Origin of the sequence: Evansella sp. AB-rgal1 (assembly GCF_041820985.1) — a bacterium.
Lineage (GTDB): Bacteria > Bacillota > Bacilli > Bacillales > Salisediminibacteriaceae > Evansella.
This window is the reverse complement of the sequence record NZ_JBGUAU010000048.1, coordinates 1-20,232: the sequence shown is the minus strand read 5'-3', so window position 1 is coordinate 20,232 and position 20,232 is coordinate 1. Positions and strand designations below refer to the sequence as shown.

Genomic DNA, 20,232 nt, shown 5'->3' with positions numbered 1-20,232 from the left:
AGAGGGAGAACCAGAAACAGCATGGACTGTTAGGGTTCTCCCCTTTCTATTTCTTCGTTGAAAAACCATTTTCCGTATAGACGCGACAAATAACTAATAACAATCCTTAGGATAAAACTGTAGTACCATCTCCATTTTACATAGGTAAATAGTTCTGTATACCGTTCCAATAGTAGTTCGACAATCCCTTGCCCAACAACAAAGGAGGATGAGTAAAGAAGTTTGATAAGGTTGTTTTTATGTTCGGGGAATCGTACAGTATAAAGTGTGTTTAAAGCAGGAAAAACGAAGAAAACTAAACCGAAATTTGCTTTTGATGCATGTTTAAAAATTCGTAGTGGATTTTTTATGATACCTTTTTCTACAACAAACAAGATGAATAGCCAAGTTATTGTTTGATTAAAAAAGAATACCATATGTGTTTTTCGTAGTTGTTTGCGTGGATTAAATACAAACAACACTCCTACTGTAAGTACGATAGGTCCATATAAAGTTAGCAACTTTTTTATGTTACTTTGATTAGATATTCGTATCATTCTCATCCTTCTTTCGGCTGGAAGAGATAGGCTCTTCCTTAAAAAACCATCGATAGTATAGTCGGGAAAAATAGAAGAAAATCCACATTGAGACAAAGCTGTATTGCCATTTCCATTTCATGTACCGTATCGTTTTTGTGTTAATTTTTGCAAAAACTTCAAGTCCAGTCAACGTAAAAATGTAAGCACTATAATAAATGGCTTTCCTTATTAGACTAGTTGTTCTAGGATAATAAAGGTTAAAAAGAACACAAGTTGCAGGGAAAATAAAAAATTCAAATGTGAAGCTAGCTTGATTTACTTTTGTAAAAAACAAGCGGCGTGGATAGGTAATTAATTTGTTTTCCACTACAATTAATCCAAAAATCCACGTTAGAAATTGCATGAAAAAGAAAGGAACTATTGCTTGGCGACTGTTTCTTCGAGGTACAAAAGCAAACAGTATACCTGACATAACAATCCATGAACCAATTAATAAAGTTCTATCTTTCGAACGTGCTCTTTTCATCAACAAACGGAACCACCTCAATAAGAACTTTCTTTCAGAGTGAGATTTCTATTTAGCATTTGTAAAAATAGTAAAAATATGAGAGGAGATTTTGTCAAGTTTTGAGAAAGTGCACATAAATTTGCGCGACTCGCACATAAAAGTGGGGAATTCGCACATAAAATCTCCGAACCCGCACATATACCGCGCAAACTCGCACATATTCGCCACCCAAGTATAAAAAACCTCAGCCAACTACACAGAGATTGACAGAATTAGACTATTCACCTTATAATGAAATCGATTTCAAGAGAGAGCTGGAGGAGATATACATGAAGAAAAAGAGTATTACTATTTATGATATTGCAAAAGAAGCCAATGTATCGCCTTCAACAGTCTCTCGTGTATTGACAGGGAGTGCCAAAGTGCGTCCTGATACGTTAAAAAAGGTAACTGAGATTATGGATAAGTATCATTTTCAACCAAATGCGTTAGCACGAAGTCTATTATATAAGCAATCGAAAATGATTGGTTTTGTCATAACAGATATAACTCATTCGTTCTATTCCACCTTAGTTTTAAAAAGTGAGAAGCATGCAGTCCAACAAGGTTATTCATCCTTTCTATGCAATTCTATGAACGACGGGGAAATGGAATCAAAATATCTACAAACACTATTGGAAAAACAAGTGGATGGGATTCTTTTCCTTGGGGGAAGAACCAATGAAACAGATGTGAATCCTTCGTATATTAAGGAAATGGAACAGATTATGAACCGCGTTCCTGTCGTATTAATTAATGGAGATATGCCTGGTTTGGACAGCTATGTGGTCCGCGCAGATGAAGAAGAAGGAGTGCGCAGACTCATAGAATTAATCGTAAATCATGGACATACAAAGATTGGTTTCCTTGGTGGCGTATCGGGGATTACCTCCATGACTGATAAGGTGAAGGTGTATAAAGAAACACTAGCACAACATAAGAAAGAAGTTCGAGATGAATGGATCATTGATTCTGGTTTTACGATAGAATCAGGAGAAGAAGCAGCCCTAAAACTATTGAATGTAAAAGAGAGGCCCTCTGCTGTTGTTTGCGTCAATGACTTTGTGGCAATAGGAGCCATCAATATGTTCTCTAAATTCGGGTTGAGAGTTCCAGACGATATATCTGTCGTTGGATTTGATGATATTCCCATAGCAAAGCATTTCCCGCCAGGAATCACAACCATTTCACAAAATTATGATGAATTAGGTCAAACTGCGGTTGATGTGTTAATTGATCTGATAGAAGGTCGGGAAGCTAAGAAAGAAACGGTCATTCCAACAAAGTTAATGTTACGAAATTCCTGTTGGAAATATCGTGAAAATTGAATGTTGACATATAACCTGAATATACTATACTAGACATATATTGAAAGGGGTTTCATGTATTCTGAGTTACCTCTTCACCTTCTTCTCATGAAATAAATAGTTCAATGAATACACTTCAACAAGGAGGAAAACACAACCTCCTATAAAAAATTTGTGCTTTTATGAAACCCATTTCATAAAATGGTTAATATCTCACCATAGACTGAACATTCTCCAAAACAGTAGCAATAAAATACAGAAAGGATGAGAACAATGAAGCATCATCAATTTGCTCCAACACCACCAATGGGTTGGAATAGCTGGGATTGTTACGGAGCGGCAGTTACGGAAGACGAAGTAAAGGGGAACGCCGATTATATGGCAGAACATCTCAAACAATTTGGCTGGGAATATGTTGTCGTAGATATTCAATGGTCCGAGCCAGGGGCAGTATCTTCTGCTTACAGGAAATTCGTTCCTCTTGAAATGGACGAATATTCCCGATTAATCCCTGCAACAAACCGTTTTCCTTCGGCGAAAAATGGAAAGGGTTTCAAGCCGCTAGCAGATTACGTACATAATCAAGGGTTAAAATTCGGTATTCATATTATGCGGGGAATTCCTCGTCAAGCAGCTCATCAAAATACGAGAATACTAGGAACAGAGTCCACAGCTCGAGAAATTGCACATCCTAACTCTATATGTCCATGGAATACGGATATGTATGGAGTGGATCCAAACGCACAAGGAGCACAGGAATATTATAATTCTCTCTTCCAGCTATATGCAGAATGGGAAGTAGACTTTGTGAAAGTAGATGATATCGCAGACTCCAAACTTTATGGAGGTGCACACATCGAAGAAATAAAGATGATTCGTAAGGCAATTGATCAATGTGGTCGCCCGATGGTACTGAGCTTGTCACCAGGTCCTGCGCCACTAGAGCAAGCAAGTTTGTTTGAAGAGAATGCCAACATGTGGAGAATGACAGATGATTTTTGGGATCATTGGCAAATGTTATACAACATGTTTGAACGTTGCTATAAATGGAGCAAAAATGTAGGCCCAGGCTATTGGCCGGATGCAGATATGCTTCCTTTAGGTCACATTGGTATTCGCTCTGTGGATGGAGGAGGGGGAGACCGCTGGACCCGTTTTACAAAGGATGAGCAGCGAACAATGATGACGTTATGGTGCATGTTCCGTTCCCCACTAATGTTCGGAGGAGAATTACGCGATAACGATGATTGGACGCTATCACTACTAACGAATGAAGAAATTCTTTCTGTTTTGAAAAACAGTGAGGGCGCTCGTCAAGTATATCGAAAAAACGAAGAAGTAGTGTGGACCTCCAACGAAACAGAAGGAAACAGTATTTACGTCGCGCTGTTTAATATTAGTGATGAACAACGAACGTTGAAAGTAACACTTGAAGAATTAGGATTCCCAACATCTTCCCAAGTACAAATAAGAGACTTATGGAAAAAAGAGAGTGTAGGAACAACAGAAACGAGCATTGAAGCAAAATTAGAACCCCATGCCTCTGCATTTTATAGACTAGAAATCGAATGATCAAGAACATTTATTTAACAATAAACTTTTTCAAAATGGAATGAAATAATTATCAACAAAGTTAGTAAAACTAGATAAGTCACCAACAAATAAGGTTACGTATTTTGGAGGGTAGACTTCCATGAAAGTGAACATTTTCACCATGGCGGATGAAAATACATTATTAGATGATTAAGTAACATTAACTTTATATGTAATGAGCGAAAGTCCACGAACTCCAGTGGGAAGTAGAGTAGAGGCGAGACACCGTAGCGACGTAGTCGTGAAGGTGGTTCGGCAACTCCCCACAGGAAAGGAGTGGACTGGAGCGAATGGTATACAAACAACAAAGTTAGTATTCCATATTAGTCCGATACACATATTTTCAGGGTAGTCATTATGAATTCAAATAGACCCACATGTTTTACGCATCATAAACTAAAAACCATATAAGGAAGGAAGATTTATAACATGTCACTACAAAAAGCAAAAATTATCGTGGATAAGGATTTTCGAGTATCAGAAATTGATGAACGTATTTATGGTTCTTTTATTGAGCATTTAGGTCGAGCAGTTTACGGTGGGGTATACGAACCAGATCACCCTGAAGCAGATGAACATGGTTTTCGCAAAGATGTTATTGAATTAGTAAAAGAACTAAATGTACCAATCGTTCGCTACCCAGGTGGAAACATGGTTTCTGCTTATAACTGGGAAGATGGAGTTGGACCAAAGGAAGATCGCCCAAGAAGATTAGAGCTTGCATGGCGTACGATTGAAACGAATGAGGTAGGAACAAATGAATTTGTGGATTGGGCAAAACTAGTAAACTCTCAAGTAATGATGGCTGTCAATTTAGGAACAAGAGGAATTGACGAAGCGAGAAACTTGATTGAATACTGCAACCATCCAGGAGGCACATATTACAGCGATCTTCGGAGAAAGCATGGCTATGAGAAGCCGCATAATATTAAAACATGGTGCTTAGGTAATGAAATGGATGGACCGTGGCAAGTGGGCCATAAAACAGCAGAGGAATATGGAAGACTAGCATTAGAAACGGCTAAGGTGATGAGATTAGTGGATCCAACCATTGAACTTGTAACATGCGGAAGTTCTAGCGCTGAAATGGCAACATTCCCACAATACGATGCTACTGCACTAGAACATACGTATGACGCTGTAGATTATATTTCTCTTCACCAATATTATGGAAACAGAAGCAATGACACAGCAAACTATTTAGCGAAATCCATGGATATGGAAAACTTCATTAAAACAGTTATCTCAACATGTGACTATATCAAAGCGAAAAAACGTAGCAAGAAAACAATAAACTTAAGTTTCGATGAATGGAACGTATGGTATCACTCGAATCAACAAGATCGAAAAATCGAGCCTTGGTCCATTGCTCCACCTCAGTTAGAAGATGTGTACAATTTCGAGGATGCATTACTAGTTGGTTCCATGTTAATGACATTTTTACGAAACTCCGATCGTGTAAAAATTGCGTGTATGGCTCAACTCGTAAACGTTATTGCGCCAATCATGACAGAGAACGGCGGGAAGGCATGGAAACAGACAATCTTCTATCCATACGCACACGTGTCTGCATATGGAAGAGGTGTGGCGCTTCACACAGTATCTTCTTCACCGAAATATGATAGCAAGGACTTCACAGACGTTCCATACATTGACTCTGCTGCAGTGTACAATGAGGAAAAAGAAGAGGTAACGATTTTCGCAGTAAATCGCCACTTAGAGGAAGCTCTAGAGTTAAATGCAGATGTTCGTAGTTTTGAAGGCTATGAAATAGTTGAACACATCGTTTTAGAAAACGATGATCTGAAAGCAGTAAATACAGCAACCGAGCAAAACGTACAACCACATTCGAATGGGGTATCAACACTTCGAGATGGTGTCGTTGAAGCAAAACTATCAAAAGCATCTTGGAATGTAATACGTCTAGGGAAGAGAAAATAAAACAACCAAAAAAGTGACTTCATCCACAAATGTAGTCACTTTTCCCTTCCAAATGGACACTTGTGCCCTTGGGGGGAAAATGAGTGGGAAGCAGTGAATAGAAAATACAACCTCCATTAGAATTCATCATAGAAAAGGCTCCAATTGCAAACGCAAGTCCAAGTAGGCTCAAATTATTACATAAAAGCGAGGGGAATAACATGATAAAACAACGAAAAAAGTTTTCCTATACACCACCAACAAATGGATATCCAGAGTGGAACAACAATCCAGACATTTTTCAGCTAAATAGGTTACCAGCACGTAATACATCCATCTCCTACAACACAGAAGAGGAAGCAAAGAAAGGGGAGCGAATCGAATCAGCGTATTATCACTCCCTCAATGGATCCTGGAAATTCGCATTTGCAGAGAATGCAGACAAACGAATTACCAATTTCCAAGAAACAAACTTCAACAGCTCCGCTTGGGATGAAATCACAGTACCGTCTCATTGGCAGCTGCAAGGGTACGATTACCCTCACTACACAAACCTACGCTATCCGTGGGAAGGAAAAGAGGACATCAAACCACCATATGCACCAACAAAATATAATCCAGTAGGGCAGTACATCCGTACATTTCACGTACCGAAAAACTGGACCCAGCAAGACCAACCAGTCTACATAAGTTTTCAAGGTGTAGAATCTGCGTTTTATATTTGGGTAAACGGAGAATTAGTAGGCTATAGCGAAGATACCTTTACACCAGCTGACTTTGACATCACTCCTTACTTAACAGAAGGAGAAAACAAGCTAGCAGTAGAAGTTTACCGTTGGTGCGATGCTAGTTGGCTCGAGGACCAAGATTTCTGGCGAATGAGTGGCATCTTCCGCGATGTGTATTTGTATTCTACACCGCAAACACATCTAAACGACTTTTTCGTAACAACACAGCTCGATGAAAACTACGAGCACGCTGAGTTAAAGATCAAAGCAAACATAACGAATTATGATAATCACGACATCCAATCAACACTTGAAGCACAGCTCTATGATCAAAATAATGAAGCGGTATATGAACCTATCACTCAACAAATAAACGGAAAAGGATCAGTAACTACAAAAACCGCATCAAAAATAGAAAACCCGAAGAAATGGAGTGCCGAACAGCCCAATCTGTACACCCTTGTGCTGACACTTCGCGATAGCCAAGATAAAATTATCGAAACACAAAGCTGCAAAATAGGCTTCCGAACATTCGAAATCAAAGACGGACTCATGAAAATCAACGGACAAAGAATTGTGTTCAACGGAGTTAATCGTCACGAATTCGCAGCGGAACGAGGACGCGCTGTCACATACGAAGACATGGTTCACGATATCAAACTAATGAAGCAACACAATATCAACGCGGTGCGAACATCTCACTACCCGAACCATCCACTATGGTACGACCTGTGCGATGAGTACGGACTATATGTCATTGACGAAACAAACTTAGAAACACACGGCACTTGGAAATATGGGCAAAAAACTTTAGCAGAAACAGTACCAGGGAGCAGACCAGAATGGACTGAGAACGTGATCGACCGCTGTAACTCGATGCTGCAACGAGACAAAAATCATCCATCGATCATCATGTGGTCTCTTGGAAATGAGTCCTTTGGCGGCGACAATTTCTTAAAAATGTACGACCACATCAAAGCACAAGACGACACACGACTCGTACATTACGAAGGTATTTTCCATTACCGTCCTTCCGAAGCCGCGTCTGACGTAGAAAGTACCATGTACATTCGTCCACATAAAATGGAGGAATACGGGCAAAACGCAACCGCAGAAACAAAGCCATACATCATCTGCGAGTACAGTCATGCCATGGGTAACTCTTGCGGAAATTTATATAAATACACAGATCTGTTTCACAAATACCCAATACTTCAAGGCGGCTTCATTTGGGATTGGAAAGACCAGGCGCTACTAACGAAAACGGAAGATGGTACAGAATTTTTAGCATACGGAGGCGACTTCGGTGAAACACCAAATGACGGAAACTTCTCTGGAAATGGTCTCATATTTGCAAACGGAGACGTGAGTCCAAAGATATTCGAAGTGAAGAAATGCTATCAAAACGTGCACTTCGAGGATGTGGACGCAGCAAACGGAACACTAAAAATCACAAACCGTCATCTCTTTACGAATCTACGAAACTTTGATTGTCACTGGACACTCACGAAAAATGGAGAAGTAGTGGAAACAGGGAATCAAATCTTGGACGTGGAACCGAATACAACAAAAGAAGTTACGTTGAACTATACCATTCCCACTGGTGACTCGGCGGAATATATTGCAACGGTGCAGTTGACATTGAACAAAGATACTAAATGGGCTAAGAGAGGCCACGAAATTGGAACAGAACAATTTATTTTTCCAGCAAAAACACAAGCAAAAGCAGCGGAAGGCACATTGCAAGTCGATCAAGACGACGCAACGCTCACTGTCACAGGGAACGAGTTCACGGTTCAATTCGCACGAGCAACCGGAGAACTCACATCGTACGTTTACCAAGGCGTGGAGCTGCTGACTTCTGGGCCGGCACCGAACTTCTGGCGTCCAATGACGGACAACGACCGAGGCAACAAGTTGCATGAGCGAAGTGCAACTTGGCGTTCTGCGGGGGAAAAACGGGAGATTGTTTCCTTCGAATTCAGTGGAACAGAAAGTAAGTGCGTGTTAAACGTTGTGTATCAGCTCCCGACGCAAACCTCCTCACGTTGCGCTGTGTCCTACACGGTTTCGGCAGATGGTCGGGTGGATGTGGAGCAGGAGCTCGTGCCAAACGGGGAGTTACCGGAAATTCCAGCGGTCGGAATGATGTTTGTTATGGCTGGTGCGTTCGAAAATATGGAGTGGTACGGCCGTGGACCGCATGAAAGTTATTGGGACCGCTTGAAGGGTGCGAAGGTAGGAGTATATAGTGGCAAAGTGAGCGACCAATTCGTTCCTTATTTGCGGCCGCAGGAGTGTGGCAATAAAACGGACGTGCGCTGGGCGACGTTTGTGAATGGAGACGGAATTGGATTGAAGGTAGCGGGCGATCCGGTAGTGGAGTTGAACGCGTTACCGTGGACGCCAGCGGAAATAGAGGAATGTGATCATGGATACAAGCTGCCGGAGAGTGAAAAGGTAGTGGTCCGAGTGAATTTACACCAAATGGGAGTGGGCGGCGACGATAGCTGGGGCGCCATTACCCATCCAGAGTTCACCCTGTATGCTGACAAACCTTATAAGTATACGTATTCTCTGCAGGGAATTTCAAAAGATTGATTTGCTAGAAGAGGCGGGCCGCTGACGCGACCGCCTCTTTTTTTGGTGCAATATTTCATAGTGAGGATGGAGTAGAAACAAGTCGTGAAATTCGAAAGTTTTAGGGGTTCGCACATATAATGTCTGAGTTCGCACATATAATCTGCGATTTCGCACATATATGCTCCGAGTTCGCACATATAATCAGGATTTCGCACATATATTCACGAATTTCGCACATATAATGCAGAATTTCGCACATATATTCTCCGAACCCGCACATAAAAAGGGCAAGCCTATGCATAAAGGAGTGAACCTCAATTAGAAAAGTCCTCCATTTGCCAATACCTTTTTTAGACACATCAAAAAGGATACAATTTATCACACATTGTTCACGAAACTTCACAAGATTTATTGTATACTCCTTCACATTTATGGAAACTTAAGCGAAAGAACTATTATGGGAGGCGATAATCAAATGCGATCGAAAAACATGGAAATTACTGCATCGGAAATGTCTGCCTTATGGGATTCGTACATAAATCAGACACACAATGTTTGTGTTCTGAAGTATTTTGCTTCAAAAGCAGAGGATACTGATCTCCAAAATATTCTGAACACAGCACTTCAGAAAGAAACAGTATTAGTAGACAAAGGCTTGGATTTTTTGAAAAAAGAAGGTGTTCCAATTCCAATTGGATTTACAGATAGAGATGTGAATGAACAAGCTCCACGGTTATTTTCAGATACATTTGCCTTTCTTCATTTGAAACATTTAGCAAGTGCAAAATTAAGTATTACTAGCTTATATTTTGCAAATGCAACGAAAAAAGAGATACGAACTTACTTTAAACAAATGTATGAAGATACTACCGAAGTTTTAGAAGTAGTACGTGACGTAATGCTAGAAAAAGGGATTTATCGAAGACACCCAACAATCGATCCTCAAAAATCAGATGTGATCGAAAATAAAGATTATTTATCAGGAAACTATTTTTTTCAAGAAGATAGATATTTAAATTCCATCGAAATATCCCATGTTGCATCTAATGTTCAGGCCAATACAGTAGGTCAAGCGTTAACGAAAGGGTACTCACAAACTGCTGATTTAAAAGATGTCCGTGAATATATGAAAAAAGCGAATGATTTAGCAGGAAAAGTAATAGTTACTCTTACGGACTATCTCCAAAAGAGTGATTTATCTGCTCCGATGGGCTCGGGAACAGAAGTTTACAATACAACAGAAGCCCCCTTTTCAGACAGACTAATGATGTACCAAATGAGTGTTCTCACTTCTGCTGGCATAACCGATTATGCCACTTCGTTAGCAACAAGCATGAAATCGGATCTGATGAAAACATATTTAGATTTTTTAACAGATACTTCGAAGCTAGCAAACAAAGGTGCAAAGCTTATGATCGAAAATCATTGGCTAGAGCAACCACCCCAGCAGGAGAAGATTGAATAGATAAAAGGCTGTCTTCCAATCATTATTGGAGGACAGTTTAATTTCTTGTAGGAATTAGATTACATATGAACTGCATCCACTGATGAGCTATGTATCGTGCCCCCTTTAATGGTAAAATAGATGTATCTGATCAAAAAAAAGGAGCCTATACTATGCAAGGAGTAACTTTACATAATAGTATTTTTAAGGATTCACAGGAAAAAGGAAAGGAATATTTGTTGTACCTGGATGTTGATCGACTTATGGCACCATGCTACGAAGCTGCTAATGTAACACCCAAAAAACCGCGATACGGTGGCTGGGAATCAACAGGAATTAGTGGTCATTCCATTGGCCACTGGCTTTCAGCAGCCGTTCAAATGTATACGATTACAAAGGATGAAGCACTAAAACAAAAATTAGATTATGCTATTGAGGAACTCGCCCATATTCAAAATTATGACAGCGATGGATATGTTAGTGGCTTTCCAAGGACTTGTTATGATACTACTTTTACTGGACAATTTGATGTGGAACGCTTTAGCCTGGCAGGACAGTGGGTTCCGTGGTACAGTCTTCACAAGATTTTTGCTGGGCTGATTGATGCATATAAGCTACTTGGCCACGAAAAAGCGTTAGAAGTAGTGGTGAAGCTGGCGAATTGGGCAAAAAAAGGAACAGATTTGTTACATGATGATCAATTTCAAAAGATGCTGATATGTGAGCATGGTGGAATGAATGAAGCGATGGCAGATCTTTATACCATTACGGGGAACGAGGATTACCTACACCTTGCTATTCGTTTTTGTCACGAAGAAGTGCTGGAGCCGTTATCAAATGGAGTAGACGAGCTAGAAGGAAAGCATGCGAATACGCAAATACCTAAAGTTGTTGGCGCGGCAAAGCTATACAACATTACAGGGGATGAGAAGTATAAGAGAATGGCAGATTTCTTTTGGAATCAAGTGACAAATACCCGCTCTTATATCATTGGGGGCAATAGTATCAACGAGCACTTTGGACCTCCAAATCAAGAGAAGCTGGGAGTTCAATCTGCGGAAACGTGTAATACATATAATATTCTCAAGCTTACGGAACTGATGTTTGATTGGTCGCAGGATTCAAAGTACATGGATTTCTATGAACGAGCACTATACAACCATATTCTTGCATCGCAAGATCCTGATTCTGGTATGAAAACGTATTTTGTTTCTACGCAACCAGGACATTTCAAGGTGTATTGCTCTCCGGACAATTCGTTCTGGTGCTGCACTGGCACGGGGATGGAGAACCCTGCGCGATACACAAGAGCTATCTATTGTGAAAAACAAGAAGGGTTGTTTGTCAATTTATTTCTTCCTTCAGAAGGAATTCTGGATGGTATGGGTGTGAATATAAGACAAGAAACGAACTTTCCTGCTTCAGAAAAAACAAGACTTATTTTTCAAGAAACAAAGAATGAATCTTTCCAATTACACATTCGTGTTCCTTATTGGATTGCTGGGGATATATCCATAGAGGTTAATGGTGAGAAAATGAAAGCGTGTGTGGAAAAAGGGTATGCGTCTATTGGCAGAGAGTGGAAAGCTGGAGATGTCGTGGATGTTCACCTTCCTATGAAGTTGCATACGTATACGAAAAAAGATGATCCGAAGAAACTAGGGATTTTATACGGACCTGTTGTCTTAGCTGGAGCGCTAGGCAGAGAGGACTTTCCTGAAAGTGATATTCTCGCAGATCATCTAAAGCTGAATCATCATCCGCTGATTGAGGTACCAACGCTTGTTACAGATAAGGAAAATCTAGATGTTTGGATCAATCGGGTAGATGGGCCGAATTTAGAATTTGAGACGACTGCAATTGGACAACCTGGGAATCAAAAAATAACCTTGCTTCCTTTTTATGAGTTACATCATCAACGCTATACGTTGTACTGGAATGTAATGAACGAAGAGGAATACAAAGGGTTTGTAGACGAGGAACAAGAGGAACTAAGGAGCTTACGTGCAACTACAATTGATGAAGTCCAACCTAATGAACAGCAACCTGAGGTGGAGCACAATATTCAAAAAGAGAATTCCACTGCTGGCTATTCCAACATTGTTCAAAAAGGGTGGCGTGACGCACGAGATGGTGGTTTTTTTAGCTATGATATGAGTGTCGAGCCAGAAAGTGTGATGAGCATAGAAGTTAGCTATTTTGGGGGAGACCATACTATTATTGAAAACGAGACGAAATACGAACGCCAATTTGATATTTTGATAGATGGTACGAAAATCGCGGATCAAAAATTAGATAATAGTGGTGCGCCAGCGAGTACGTTCGAGGTTCGCTACAATGTACCTGAGGAACTGACGAAAGGGAAATCTAAAGTAGAGGTGAAATTTGCGTCGGCTGAAGGGAAGATAGCTGGTGGAGTATATGGAGTACGGATGGTGAGAAGGGGATAGTATATTAGGATCCACCATTCGTATGGAACTAACGGTGGTACTCGAGGTTTAGCTGGGAAAGACACAAGGCACTGATTCACCTTTTAAGTGCCTTGTTTTAATAGGAGAGATGTTTTTCCTTATCTATCCGCGTTTCCGTAAAAATTGGGATCCAGTATGACTACGTCATCATGGTATTCTTCATATTCTTCGTCGTTATCTTCGTCCATATCATATATATCGTCATCAAAATCTTCCTCGTCTGGATCAGAATCTGTGGATATTATTTGGCCATTTGCATGAAATTTAGTTGGTTCATTCTGACTGGAGAAAACTCCCATAAACCATTTGAGCATGTCCTCACCTCATAATTAATTTGTACTTTAAGAATGATTATCTTCACTAAAGAACTAAAGTATGAGAAAAACAAAGGCTAACGTCATAAAGTTCTGGACGGTATTTGCTCAGTTTTTCTTATCCTACTATAATAGATATCCAAAATATAACGGTTTTATGTTTGATTAGTTTAAATTATTTGCTAAGAGTGTGTAAAAAATTCTGGACTAGCATGTTTTGTTTTCTGCTAAGAAGGTATATAAGTTATATAACCTAACGAATAAGGAGGGTTTAAAAATGGATTTGAAAATGATTGCGTATTTTAGAACAGAGAATGATGCAGAATCCGCAGCTGCTAGTTTGCAGAAATTAAATGTGACAGATGTGTTAGTGGATGAAGTACCTTCGGATAATAAGAGAGGCTTGGTTCTTATCCCAGCAGTGAACACGGGAAATACAGCAACTGGTAATCATGGTCCAACAAATCTTGTTGCGCCTGGGTACCTAAAAGATGAAAGTACAGAAGATTCTATGGATACAATGGACCCACACATTACTCATGTTCTCGAATTCCACATCCCAGAAGAGGAAATAGACTCTGCTCTCAAAGAACTTAGACAAGCAGATGCCATGCTAGATAAAACGATGTTGGAAGACTATAAGATTCACTAGTGAATATGATTGTCCCTACCTTTTCCATGAGGGTAGGGATTTTATTGGCTATTTTTAACGAGGGTAGACACCCATGTAAGTGAAGATTTACACCATGGCGGATGAAAATGCGTTATTAGGAGTTTTAGTAACATCAACTATATATGCAATGAGTGTAAGCCAGCGAGACTCCTGTGGGGTGCAGAGCAGAGGCGAGATACCGCAGAGTGGTTGCATGCACTCGAAGGTAGCTCGGCAGCTCCCCTAGGAACGCGAGCAGGCTGAAACGAATGGAATACAAAATAACAAAGTTGTTAAAACTAGATAGTTTAAGTCCGCTTGATAACGAGTATTTTTAGGGTAGACTAATTATATATGTTAAAATCTGCATACAGAGTGTGAAAAAGTAATAAAATTTGATGGATATAGATCCTATAATGACAGTATTTTAGGAAAAAAACCGTGAACGATAAAAAGATGAAAAGACGGAGGAATGGTCCATGGAGAAACTGAAACAAAGGGTACTACAAGCCATGAGTTTAACAGATGACTTTTATAACCATATAAATGAGGATTGTTTACCGTTAAAGATAGCAGACGCACCGTCAAATTCTATTGGAGAACAAGCATATTGTATTATTGGAGCGAGAGAAAGCTATTTAAAAGCTTTAAAAGTTGGCAAATGGGCAGGTTTTGAATGTAGTCTGACTGATAGTTACAATAAAACTTTGATAATTAATAAATTGGAAGAAACTCATACAAATGTAGAGAGATTTTTTCAAGATAGTAGCATAGGGGATATGGACAGTAATTTGGTATTAGACTTGTTAGAGCATGAGGTTCAGCATCATGGACAGTTAATTCGCTATGCTTATGCCAATAACATTGTTTTTCCAAAAAGCTGGAATGTCCGATATACTGTATGATGCCGTCATTCAAAAATAGAAGCTTCCCAACGTAAACGACGTTGCTTGTTAGGTGTTTACGGGTGATAGGTTTGCTAAGGATACCTCTGTCTTCATTTGAAAAGCTTTCATGTAACTGCGATAGGGGAGATACATTGAAACGGGAGGGTAATAGATGTCTAAAAGAAAGTTCTATATAAGTATTTTTCTTGGATTGTTTCTTGGATTTTTTGTTATTCCTATAACAATGAATTTGGTAGGGTTACCTTCAGGAGGACAAATAATACATACCGTTTTAGGTGAGCCAAATACAAGGAATTTGATCTTCTTAAATGTAGGAATGATAATACTATTCATATTTATCTTTTTCTTTTTAATTCGAACTTATAAGAAACACGTAAAACATCCAACAATCAAAGAGTACTTCGACGAAATAGAAAAGAGAGGATAGGAAACCACGATCTTAATGCTATATTACTTTATATGTTCTCTGTGTTGTTCTTGTAAGTTTCCGCAGATCAGAAGGTTTATTTAATCGCTCAGAAATCATGGTAAGGTCGCCTGTAAATCAAAGCCACGACCTTACCATGGTTCCTAAATATACTATCCAACAATCTGATCCATTACCCAATTGGTTCTCGCTGCTGATTTTCCTGTACTCGGACATGCACCATTGTTCTCTAATAAATCACGTACCATCGTCTCTATTAGTGGCTGCTGAATATGCTCTGGTGTAGGGAACACCCATTCTTGAACACCGGTGTCCGTCACCAGTTTTATCGGCTCATGACCAAACGTGGAAAAAATCAGCTTTCCTTTCGAACCAACGATTTCGTTAATGTCCTCATTCTTATAACTAGAAAAATTCCAAATTCCAACACCATGAATGCCAGATTCGAACACATAGGAAGCAGAGATGGTATCTTCCGCATTGTAACAGTTAGATTGATTCGAAGCGAAGCCCTTTGCTTCTTTTATGGGACCTAGAAGAAAGTCGAGAATATCCAATGTGTGGCTCCCTAAATCATGGAACAACCCTCCTCCAGAAATGTTCGGATCTACCCGCCATGGGATTTCTCCACCACTTGTACGAATAGGGGGTTGATATTGAGTAGAGCTGACAAATCTCGGTTCGCCAATTGCCCCGATATCGAGCAATTGTTTAATTTTTACAAAACGAGGAAGTGCTCTTCGGTAATACGCCACAAATAGAGGTGTTTGAGCAATCTCACAAGCACGAATCATCTTCAAACACTGTTCAAAATTCAACGCCATGGGCTTCTCCACATAGACTGGCTTTTTGTATTTTGCTGCTAGGAGTGCATACTCCATATGAGAGGAGGGTGGCGTGGCAACGTACACCGCATCTACATCAGGGTCTGCAACTAACGCCTCTCCATCACTGTACCATTTTAGTACATTGTGTCGTCTTGCGTAATCCTCTGCGAGCTGGGCGTTTCGCCTCATCACTGCAACAAGCTCTGAACTATCTGCTTTTTGAAAACCAGGACCACTTTTCTTTTCCGTCACATCTCCACACCCAATAATTCCCCAACGTATCTTTTGCATGAGATCACCTTTTTTTCATTTATCATAGCATAGTGAATAACAAATGCTACGGATAAAATTGTGTTACTGAGATTATAATGCTTTATATTTTTCCTCATATTCAAATGCTGTTATCACAAGCCACGAAAAAAATAAGGAAACACAAGGCAAAATGATGAGCCAAGAGCTTAGGTGAATGGATGAATTTGGATAATAGATTATGTGAAAAAGTAATTCTATTACCAGGAGTACAGCAAAGGTAACGAGCGGCCCGAAACTAATTTTTCTTGTGAAAAAAACAGTTATAACTCCTAATCCGATTGTGAAAAATGGAATTATCACTAGATACAACAGTAAAGGATCCACCCACCTAACAAATTCCATTTTGCTTCCCTCCCCGAATAATATTATTCTATTCTATTTCAATAAATTGTAAATTTATACCGATTATTTGTGTTGGGATTGTAAAATTTTTATGTGGTTTTGGAATACGACAGTGTTAGGATATGGAAGGTGAGGGGGAGAGCGTAACAGAAACATGTATGTTTGAAAAAAGAATAGAGGCTGGAACATAACGAAAGTGTAGATCTGAAAATACGAACGATAGGTAACAAGAAAAGGATGACAACCTACAATCGGTCATCATCCTTGCAGTAAATCATTTAGGATAGTTCATTAGGCGAGTTAAGACGGTAACTGCCTCCGCTCGAGTCAAATTATCTTTCGTTCCATAAGAACCGTTAGGATAACCTTCAATAAGTCCAAGGTTTGCTACTTTTATAATTGCTTTTCTTGCGGCGTCATATGTTGTATCTACGTCGTTGAAGGTAATGGATTGGTCATGACTAACATCGCCAAGTGAATTGGAAATGATAATAGCCATTTGTTCTCTAGATATTTTATGATCTGGTCTAAACTCTGTTGGAGAGAACCCATTAATCAACTTGTGCAAAAACGCTGTTTGGACGTGTTTTTCTGACCAATGACCTTTTACATCGTGGAAAACAACAGAGTTATTCGTTAAATGATAACCTAATACATCTACAATCATTTTTGCAAACTCAGCTCTTGTTACTGGTACATCAGGTCTGAAAGTATGATCAGGATAACCAGAAACTAGTCCTAAACGTGTTAGTTCGCTTATATTATTCTTTGCCCAATGATTGGATGTGTCCGAAAAAAATAGTTGCTCTTCTTCCGTTTTGTCTATCATCTTTTTTTGGGGCTGTGCTGGAATATGGTAACCTATTAATCCATTACCGAAATGTATGTCAAATCCATCTGGACCTAAATCCTCTACTTTTCCCTCTAATTTATCGCGAATTTCATTATGGTTCATTTGAGGATATTTTTCCAAAAGTAAAGCAAGTAATCCTGTAACATGTGGTGCTGCCTGTGATGTTCCGTCTGCTTTAGCAAATTGTCCGTCCAAATATGTGCTAACAATTTCTACTCCTGGAGCAGCCACTGAAATCTCAGGTCCAACGTTTGAAAAAGTGGATATATTTCTATCTTTATCAATGGCAGAAACTGCAATAACATTCTCATATGCAGCTGGGTAAACAACGGGAGCTTCGTAACCTGAAGTCTCTCTTGTGGAATCGTTGCCTGCAGCTCCTACTATGAGTATTCCTTGTTGATGTGCAATATTAATTATTTTTTCTAGTGTAGGAGAATGATGTGATGTTCCAAAGCTAAGGTTGACGATATCCATATTGTTTCCAATTGCCCATTCTATTCCTTCGACAATATCATCCAGGGTGCCATCACCGTTTTTTCCCATAGCTTTTATGGAAAATAACTCAACATCTGGTGATAGGCCAACAATACCAAAATTATTATGCTTTGCGCTGATGATGCCTGCAACATGTGTTCCATGACCGTGATCATCCGTGAAGGAGGTCGTGTAATTGACCGTCGAAATTCCACCAGCTATCTTCAAATCTTGATGACTAGCAATGCCAGTATCGATAACCGCAACTCGAACACCTTTTCCAGTAATTCCGTCTATGAGAGATTGACCATTAGGATTGACCATTTGATAGTGATAATAGTTTTGCTCTCTTGGAATTGCTGAGAGTGTAGAAAAGTTTGTGGCGTTAATTTGAACCGTGTGATTTTTTTCAATATATAACAGCTTATAGTTAGCCATTATATAGTGAAGATTAGTATATTCCTCCCAAACAACAACAGCAGGTATATACTCAAACGTTTTAATAACCTGTGGAGAGGATTCTATAAACCGTTGTTTTTCTTCTGTTGTCTCGAAAAATAGGAAAATTTCATTCTTTTCCTCTACTATACTACCTTCATAATTTGAAGACGCAGCCGTAAGTAGAGATGTGTTTACAAGAAACAGGGTAAATATTATGAGAATGGAGAGTAGATTCGGAAAAAAATTTGTATGATTAAAGAGTACTCTATGATAATGTCTCATGTAAGAAAAGCCTCCTAAGATGTTCGTATCATTATATATTTAGTTAATACTATATCTATTAATGAATCAATAGATTATGTATACAGAATAATAGATAGATACAAGAGTACTATTGGTCTGATAGGTCTATTTTCATTTGATTTTCCATAATTTATAATAAAAGGTGGCTAGGCTAAAACATGAGAGTAAAGTCGGCTTGAAGTCTTATTACACTTTAAGTATAGACGCCCTAATGAATTCATGGATAAGGAAGTAAGATAGCAAATATAATTTGTGAAACTCACTCCATGCTATTCCATCTTTAACTCTATAAATCACCTACTCTTCCTTCAATGCCCGATACATAAACCACATATAAACTATAGGTAATATAACCACCAGAATCACGACGACCATCACACTATACCCAAGGCCTTCTTTCTCTCCTAATCCGACTTGTATCATACCAGTAATAAGCATCCCAAACAGTAGACTTAAAAATAAGGTCATGTAAGCAAATAATCTTGCAGAAAAGGCTTGAATAATAGGAAGTTGGCTATCAGTTACCTTATCTTTTTTTATAAAAGGTACATTAATATAGTTCAACATTTCTCTCGATGGATCTGGTTTCATAAGTAAAAAATAGTTTAGAGAAAACATGGTCATCAACATGGAGCTATAGAGGATAAATAACCCTACCAACATGGGCTTACCTGAAGTAGAGGTTACCTCACCAGCCAAATTAAAATGGTTAGGTATTTGATCGGGAAGCTGGCCATAAAAATAAATGATATAAATCAATGAGTATACATAAATAGAAAATGTAACGATATCAACAATGGGGGAGTAGTACTGACTTATTTTTTTCCACATCACATTCAGTCCTTTTTTCATTATTCCTTCAATAATAATCTTATCACGGCATTGATTGGACTTCTATCGTAATTAGAAGTCTATTTTTTATGAGGAATGACAGTCAGCTCTCTCATTTAGTTGGTTTTCCCCCTTTGTTGTGGAAAGTGCACATATAATCGTGGAATTCGCACATAAAAGTGGTAGATTCGCACATATATTCTCGGAAATCGCACATATATTGGCTCAACCCGCACATAAATTTCTGTAAAGCTTAAAAAAAAGCAAATTTTGTATTTTTAGGGAGGACGGTACATGGTGAGGGAGCAAGAAAAAGGTATGAACCATGGATCAGGGTAGAAATCATGAAAATCGTATTCCAGGAACAAGGTATAGAGAAGTTCTCCCTTTCTGGTATGGGAAAGTGCACATATAATCGTGGAATTCGCACATAA

At 39.2% G+C, this 20,232-nt stretch carries 16 protein-coding genes; 9 read left to right on the top strand and 7 right to left on the bottom strand.

Annotated features, from left to right (window positions below):
• Nucleotides 1-29: 29 nt before the first annotated feature.
• Nucleotides 30-536 carry a CBO0543 family protein gene (locus ACERII_RS24505; RefSeq protein WP_373645599.1) on the bottom strand — a complete coding sequence of 169 codons (507 nt, stop codon included), beginning with the start codon at nucleotides 534-536 and terminating at the stop codon, nucleotides 30-32.
• Nucleotides 520-1,044, bottom strand: coding sequence for a CBO0543 family protein (locus ACERII_RS24500; protein WP_373645603.1), 525 nt, complete (start codon nucleotides 1,042-1,044; stop codon nucleotides 520-522). The genes ACERII_RS24505 and ACERII_RS24500 overlap by 17 nt, the downstream gene beginning before the upstream one ends.
• A 311-nt stretch (nucleotides 1,045-1,355) precedes the next feature.
• Here ACERII_RS24500 and ACERII_RS24495 point away from each other — a divergent pair, with 311 nt between their 5' ends.
• From ACERII_RS24495 to ACERII_RS24470, 6 genes are all read left to right on the top strand, one after another.
• Nucleotides 1,356-2,393, top strand: a complete 1,038-nt coding sequence (locus tag ACERII_RS24495) for a LacI family DNA-binding transcriptional regulator (RefSeq protein WP_373645598.1) — start codon at nucleotides 1,356-1,358, stop codon at nucleotides 2,391-2,393.
• 252 nt (nucleotides 2,394-2,645) lie between these two features.
• Nucleotides 2,646-3,944, top strand: coding sequence for a glycoside hydrolase family 27 protein (locus tag ACERII_RS24490; protein WP_373645597.1), 1,299 nt, complete (start codon nucleotides 2,646-2,648; stop codon nucleotides 3,942-3,944).
• A gap of 450 nt (nucleotides 3,945-4,394) precedes the next feature.
• On the top strand, nucleotides 4,395-5,906 hold the full coding sequence (gene arfA, locus ACERII_RS24485) for an arabinosylfuranosidase ArfA (protein ID WP_373645596.1): 1,512 nt from the start codon (nucleotides 4,395-4,397) through the stop codon (nucleotides 5,904-5,906).
• Nucleotides 5,907-6,106: 200 nt separating this feature from the next.
• Nucleotides 6,107-9,214 (top strand): beta-galactosidase, LacZ type, encoded by a 3,108-nt coding sequence (gene lacZ, locus ACERII_RS24480; protein ID WP_373645595.1) that lies wholly within the window; start codon nucleotides 6,107-6,109, stop codon nucleotides 9,212-9,214.
• A gap of 457 nt (nucleotides 9,215-9,671) precedes the next feature.
• Nucleotides 9,672-10,661, top strand: a complete 990-nt coding sequence (locus ACERII_RS24475) for a DUF3231 family protein (protein WP_373645594.1) — start codon at nucleotides 9,672-9,674, stop codon at nucleotides 10,659-10,661.
• A gap of 152 nt (nucleotides 10,662-10,813) precedes the next feature.
• Nucleotides 10,814-13,090, top strand: coding sequence for a beta-L-arabinofuranosidase domain-containing protein (locus ACERII_RS24470; RefSeq protein ID WP_373645593.1), 2,277 nt, complete (start codon nucleotides 10,814-10,816; stop codon nucleotides 13,088-13,090).
• A gap of 119 nt (nucleotides 13,091-13,209) precedes the next feature.
• On the opposite strand, the gene ACERII_RS24465 is transcribed toward ACERII_RS24470, so the two are convergent.
• Nucleotides 13,210-13,425: a hypothetical protein gene (locus ACERII_RS24465; protein WP_373645592.1), complete on the bottom strand. Its 216-nt coding sequence runs from the start codon at nucleotides 13,423-13,425 to the stop codon at nucleotides 13,210-13,212.
• Nucleotides 13,426-13,702: 277 nt separating this feature from the next.
• On the opposite strand from ACERII_RS24465, the gene ACERII_RS24460 reads away from it, so the two are divergent.
• From ACERII_RS24460 to ACERII_RS24450, 3 genes are all read left to right on the top strand, one after another.
• Nucleotides 13,703-14,077: a hypothetical protein gene (locus ACERII_RS24460; RefSeq protein ID WP_373645591.1), complete on the top strand. Its 375-nt coding sequence runs from the start codon at nucleotides 13,703-13,705 to the stop codon at nucleotides 14,075-14,077.
• A 479-nt stretch (nucleotides 14,078-14,556) separates the two neighbouring features.
• Nucleotides 14,557-14,982, top strand: coding sequence for a hypothetical protein (locus ACERII_RS24455; protein WP_373645590.1), 426 nt, complete (start codon nucleotides 14,557-14,559; stop codon nucleotides 14,980-14,982).
• Nucleotides 14,983-15,136: 154 nt separating this feature from the next.
• Nucleotides 15,137-15,412 carry a hypothetical protein gene (locus tag ACERII_RS24450; RefSeq protein ID WP_373645589.1) on the top strand — a complete coding sequence of 92 codons (276 nt, stop codon included), beginning with the start codon at nucleotides 15,137-15,139 and terminating at the stop codon, nucleotides 15,410-15,412.
• Nucleotides 15,413-15,564: 152 nt separating this feature from the next.
• Here ACERII_RS24450 and ACERII_RS24445 read toward each other — a convergent pair whose 3' ends face one another.
• The 4 genes from ACERII_RS24445 to ACERII_RS24430 form a co-directional block, all read right to left on the bottom strand.
• Nucleotides 15,565-16,530 carry a Gfo/Idh/MocA family protein gene (locus ACERII_RS24445; protein ID WP_373645588.1) on the bottom strand — a complete coding sequence of 322 codons (966 nt, stop codon included), beginning with the start codon at nucleotides 16,528-16,530 and terminating at the stop codon, nucleotides 15,565-15,567.
• A gap of 72 nt (nucleotides 16,531-16,602) precedes the next feature.
• Nucleotides 16,603-16,893 (bottom strand): hypothetical protein, encoded by a 291-nt coding sequence (locus ACERII_RS24440; RefSeq protein ID WP_373645587.1) that lies wholly within the window; start codon nucleotides 16,891-16,893, stop codon nucleotides 16,603-16,605.
• 274 nt (nucleotides 16,894-17,167) lie between these two features.
• Complete coding sequence (locus tag ACERII_RS24435) at nucleotides 17,168-18,946, bottom strand: S8 family peptidase (protein WP_373645586.1); 1,779 nt, start codon at nucleotides 18,944-18,946, stop codon at nucleotides 17,168-17,170.
• A 318-nt stretch (nucleotides 18,947-19,264) separates the two neighbouring features.
• Complete coding sequence (locus ACERII_RS24430; protein ID WP_373645585.1) at nucleotides 19,265-19,798, bottom strand: DUF1648 domain-containing protein; 534 nt, start codon at nucleotides 19,796-19,798, stop codon at nucleotides 19,265-19,267.
• Nucleotides 19,799-20,232 lie beyond the last annotated feature (434 nt).

Coding starts and splice junctions, on each gene's coding strand:
- ACERII_RS24495 (WP_373645598.1), top strand. CDS start 1,356: ATGAAGAAAAAGAGTATTACTATTTATGATATTGCAAAAGAAGCCAAT.
- lacZ (WP_373645595.1), top strand. CDS start 6,107: ATGATAAAACAACGAAAAAAGTTTTCCTATACACCACCAACAAATGGA.
- ACERII_RS24450 (WP_373645589.1), top strand. CDS start 15,137: ATGTCTAAAAGAAAGTTCTATATAAGTATTTTTCTTGGATTGTTTCTT.
- ACERII_RS24490 (WP_373645597.1), top strand. CDS start 2,646: ATGAAGCATCATCAATTTGCTCCAACACCACCAATGGGTTGGAATAGC.
- ACERII_RS24435 (WP_373645586.1), bottom strand. CDS start 18,946: ATGAGACATTATCATAGAGTACTCTTTAATCATACAAATTTTTTTCCG.
- ACERII_RS24455 (WP_373645590.1), top strand. CDS start 14,557: ATGGAGAAACTGAAACAAAGGGTACTACAAGCCATGAGTTTAACAGAT.
- ACERII_RS24430 (WP_373645585.1), bottom strand. CDS start 19,798: ATGTGGAAAAAAATAAGTCAGTACTACTCCCCCATTGTTGATATCGTT.
- ACERII_RS24440 (WP_373645587.1), bottom strand. CDS start 16,893: ATGGAATTTGTTAGGTGGGTGGATCCTTTACTGTTGTATCTAGTGATA.
- ACERII_RS24445 (WP_373645588.1), bottom strand. CDS start 16,530: ATGCAAAAGATACGTTGGGGAATTATTGGGTGTGGAGATGTGACGGAA.
- arfA (WP_373645596.1), top strand. CDS start 4,395: ATGTCACTACAAAAAGCAAAAATTATCGTGGATAAGGATTTTCGAGTA.
- ACERII_RS24500 (WP_373645603.1), bottom strand. CDS start 1,044: ATGAAAAGAGCACGTTCGAAAGATAGAACTTTATTAATTGGTTCATGG.
- ACERII_RS24475 (WP_373645594.1), top strand. CDS start 9,672: ATGCGATCGAAAAACATGGAAATTACTGCATCGGAAATGTCTGCCTTA.
- ACERII_RS24505 (WP_373645599.1), bottom strand. CDS start 536: ATGATACGAATATCTAATCAAAGTAACATAAAAAAGTTGCTAACTTTA.
- ACERII_RS24470 (WP_373645593.1), top strand. CDS start 10,814: ATGCAAGGAGTAACTTTACATAATAGTATTTTTAAGGATTCACAGGAA.
- ACERII_RS24465 (WP_373645592.1), bottom strand. CDS start 13,425: ATGCTCAAATGGTTTATGGGAGTTTTCTCCAGTCAGAATGAACCAACT.
- ACERII_RS24460 (WP_373645591.1), top strand. CDS start 13,703: ATGGATTTGAAAATGATTGCGTATTTTAGAACAGAGAATGATGCAGAA.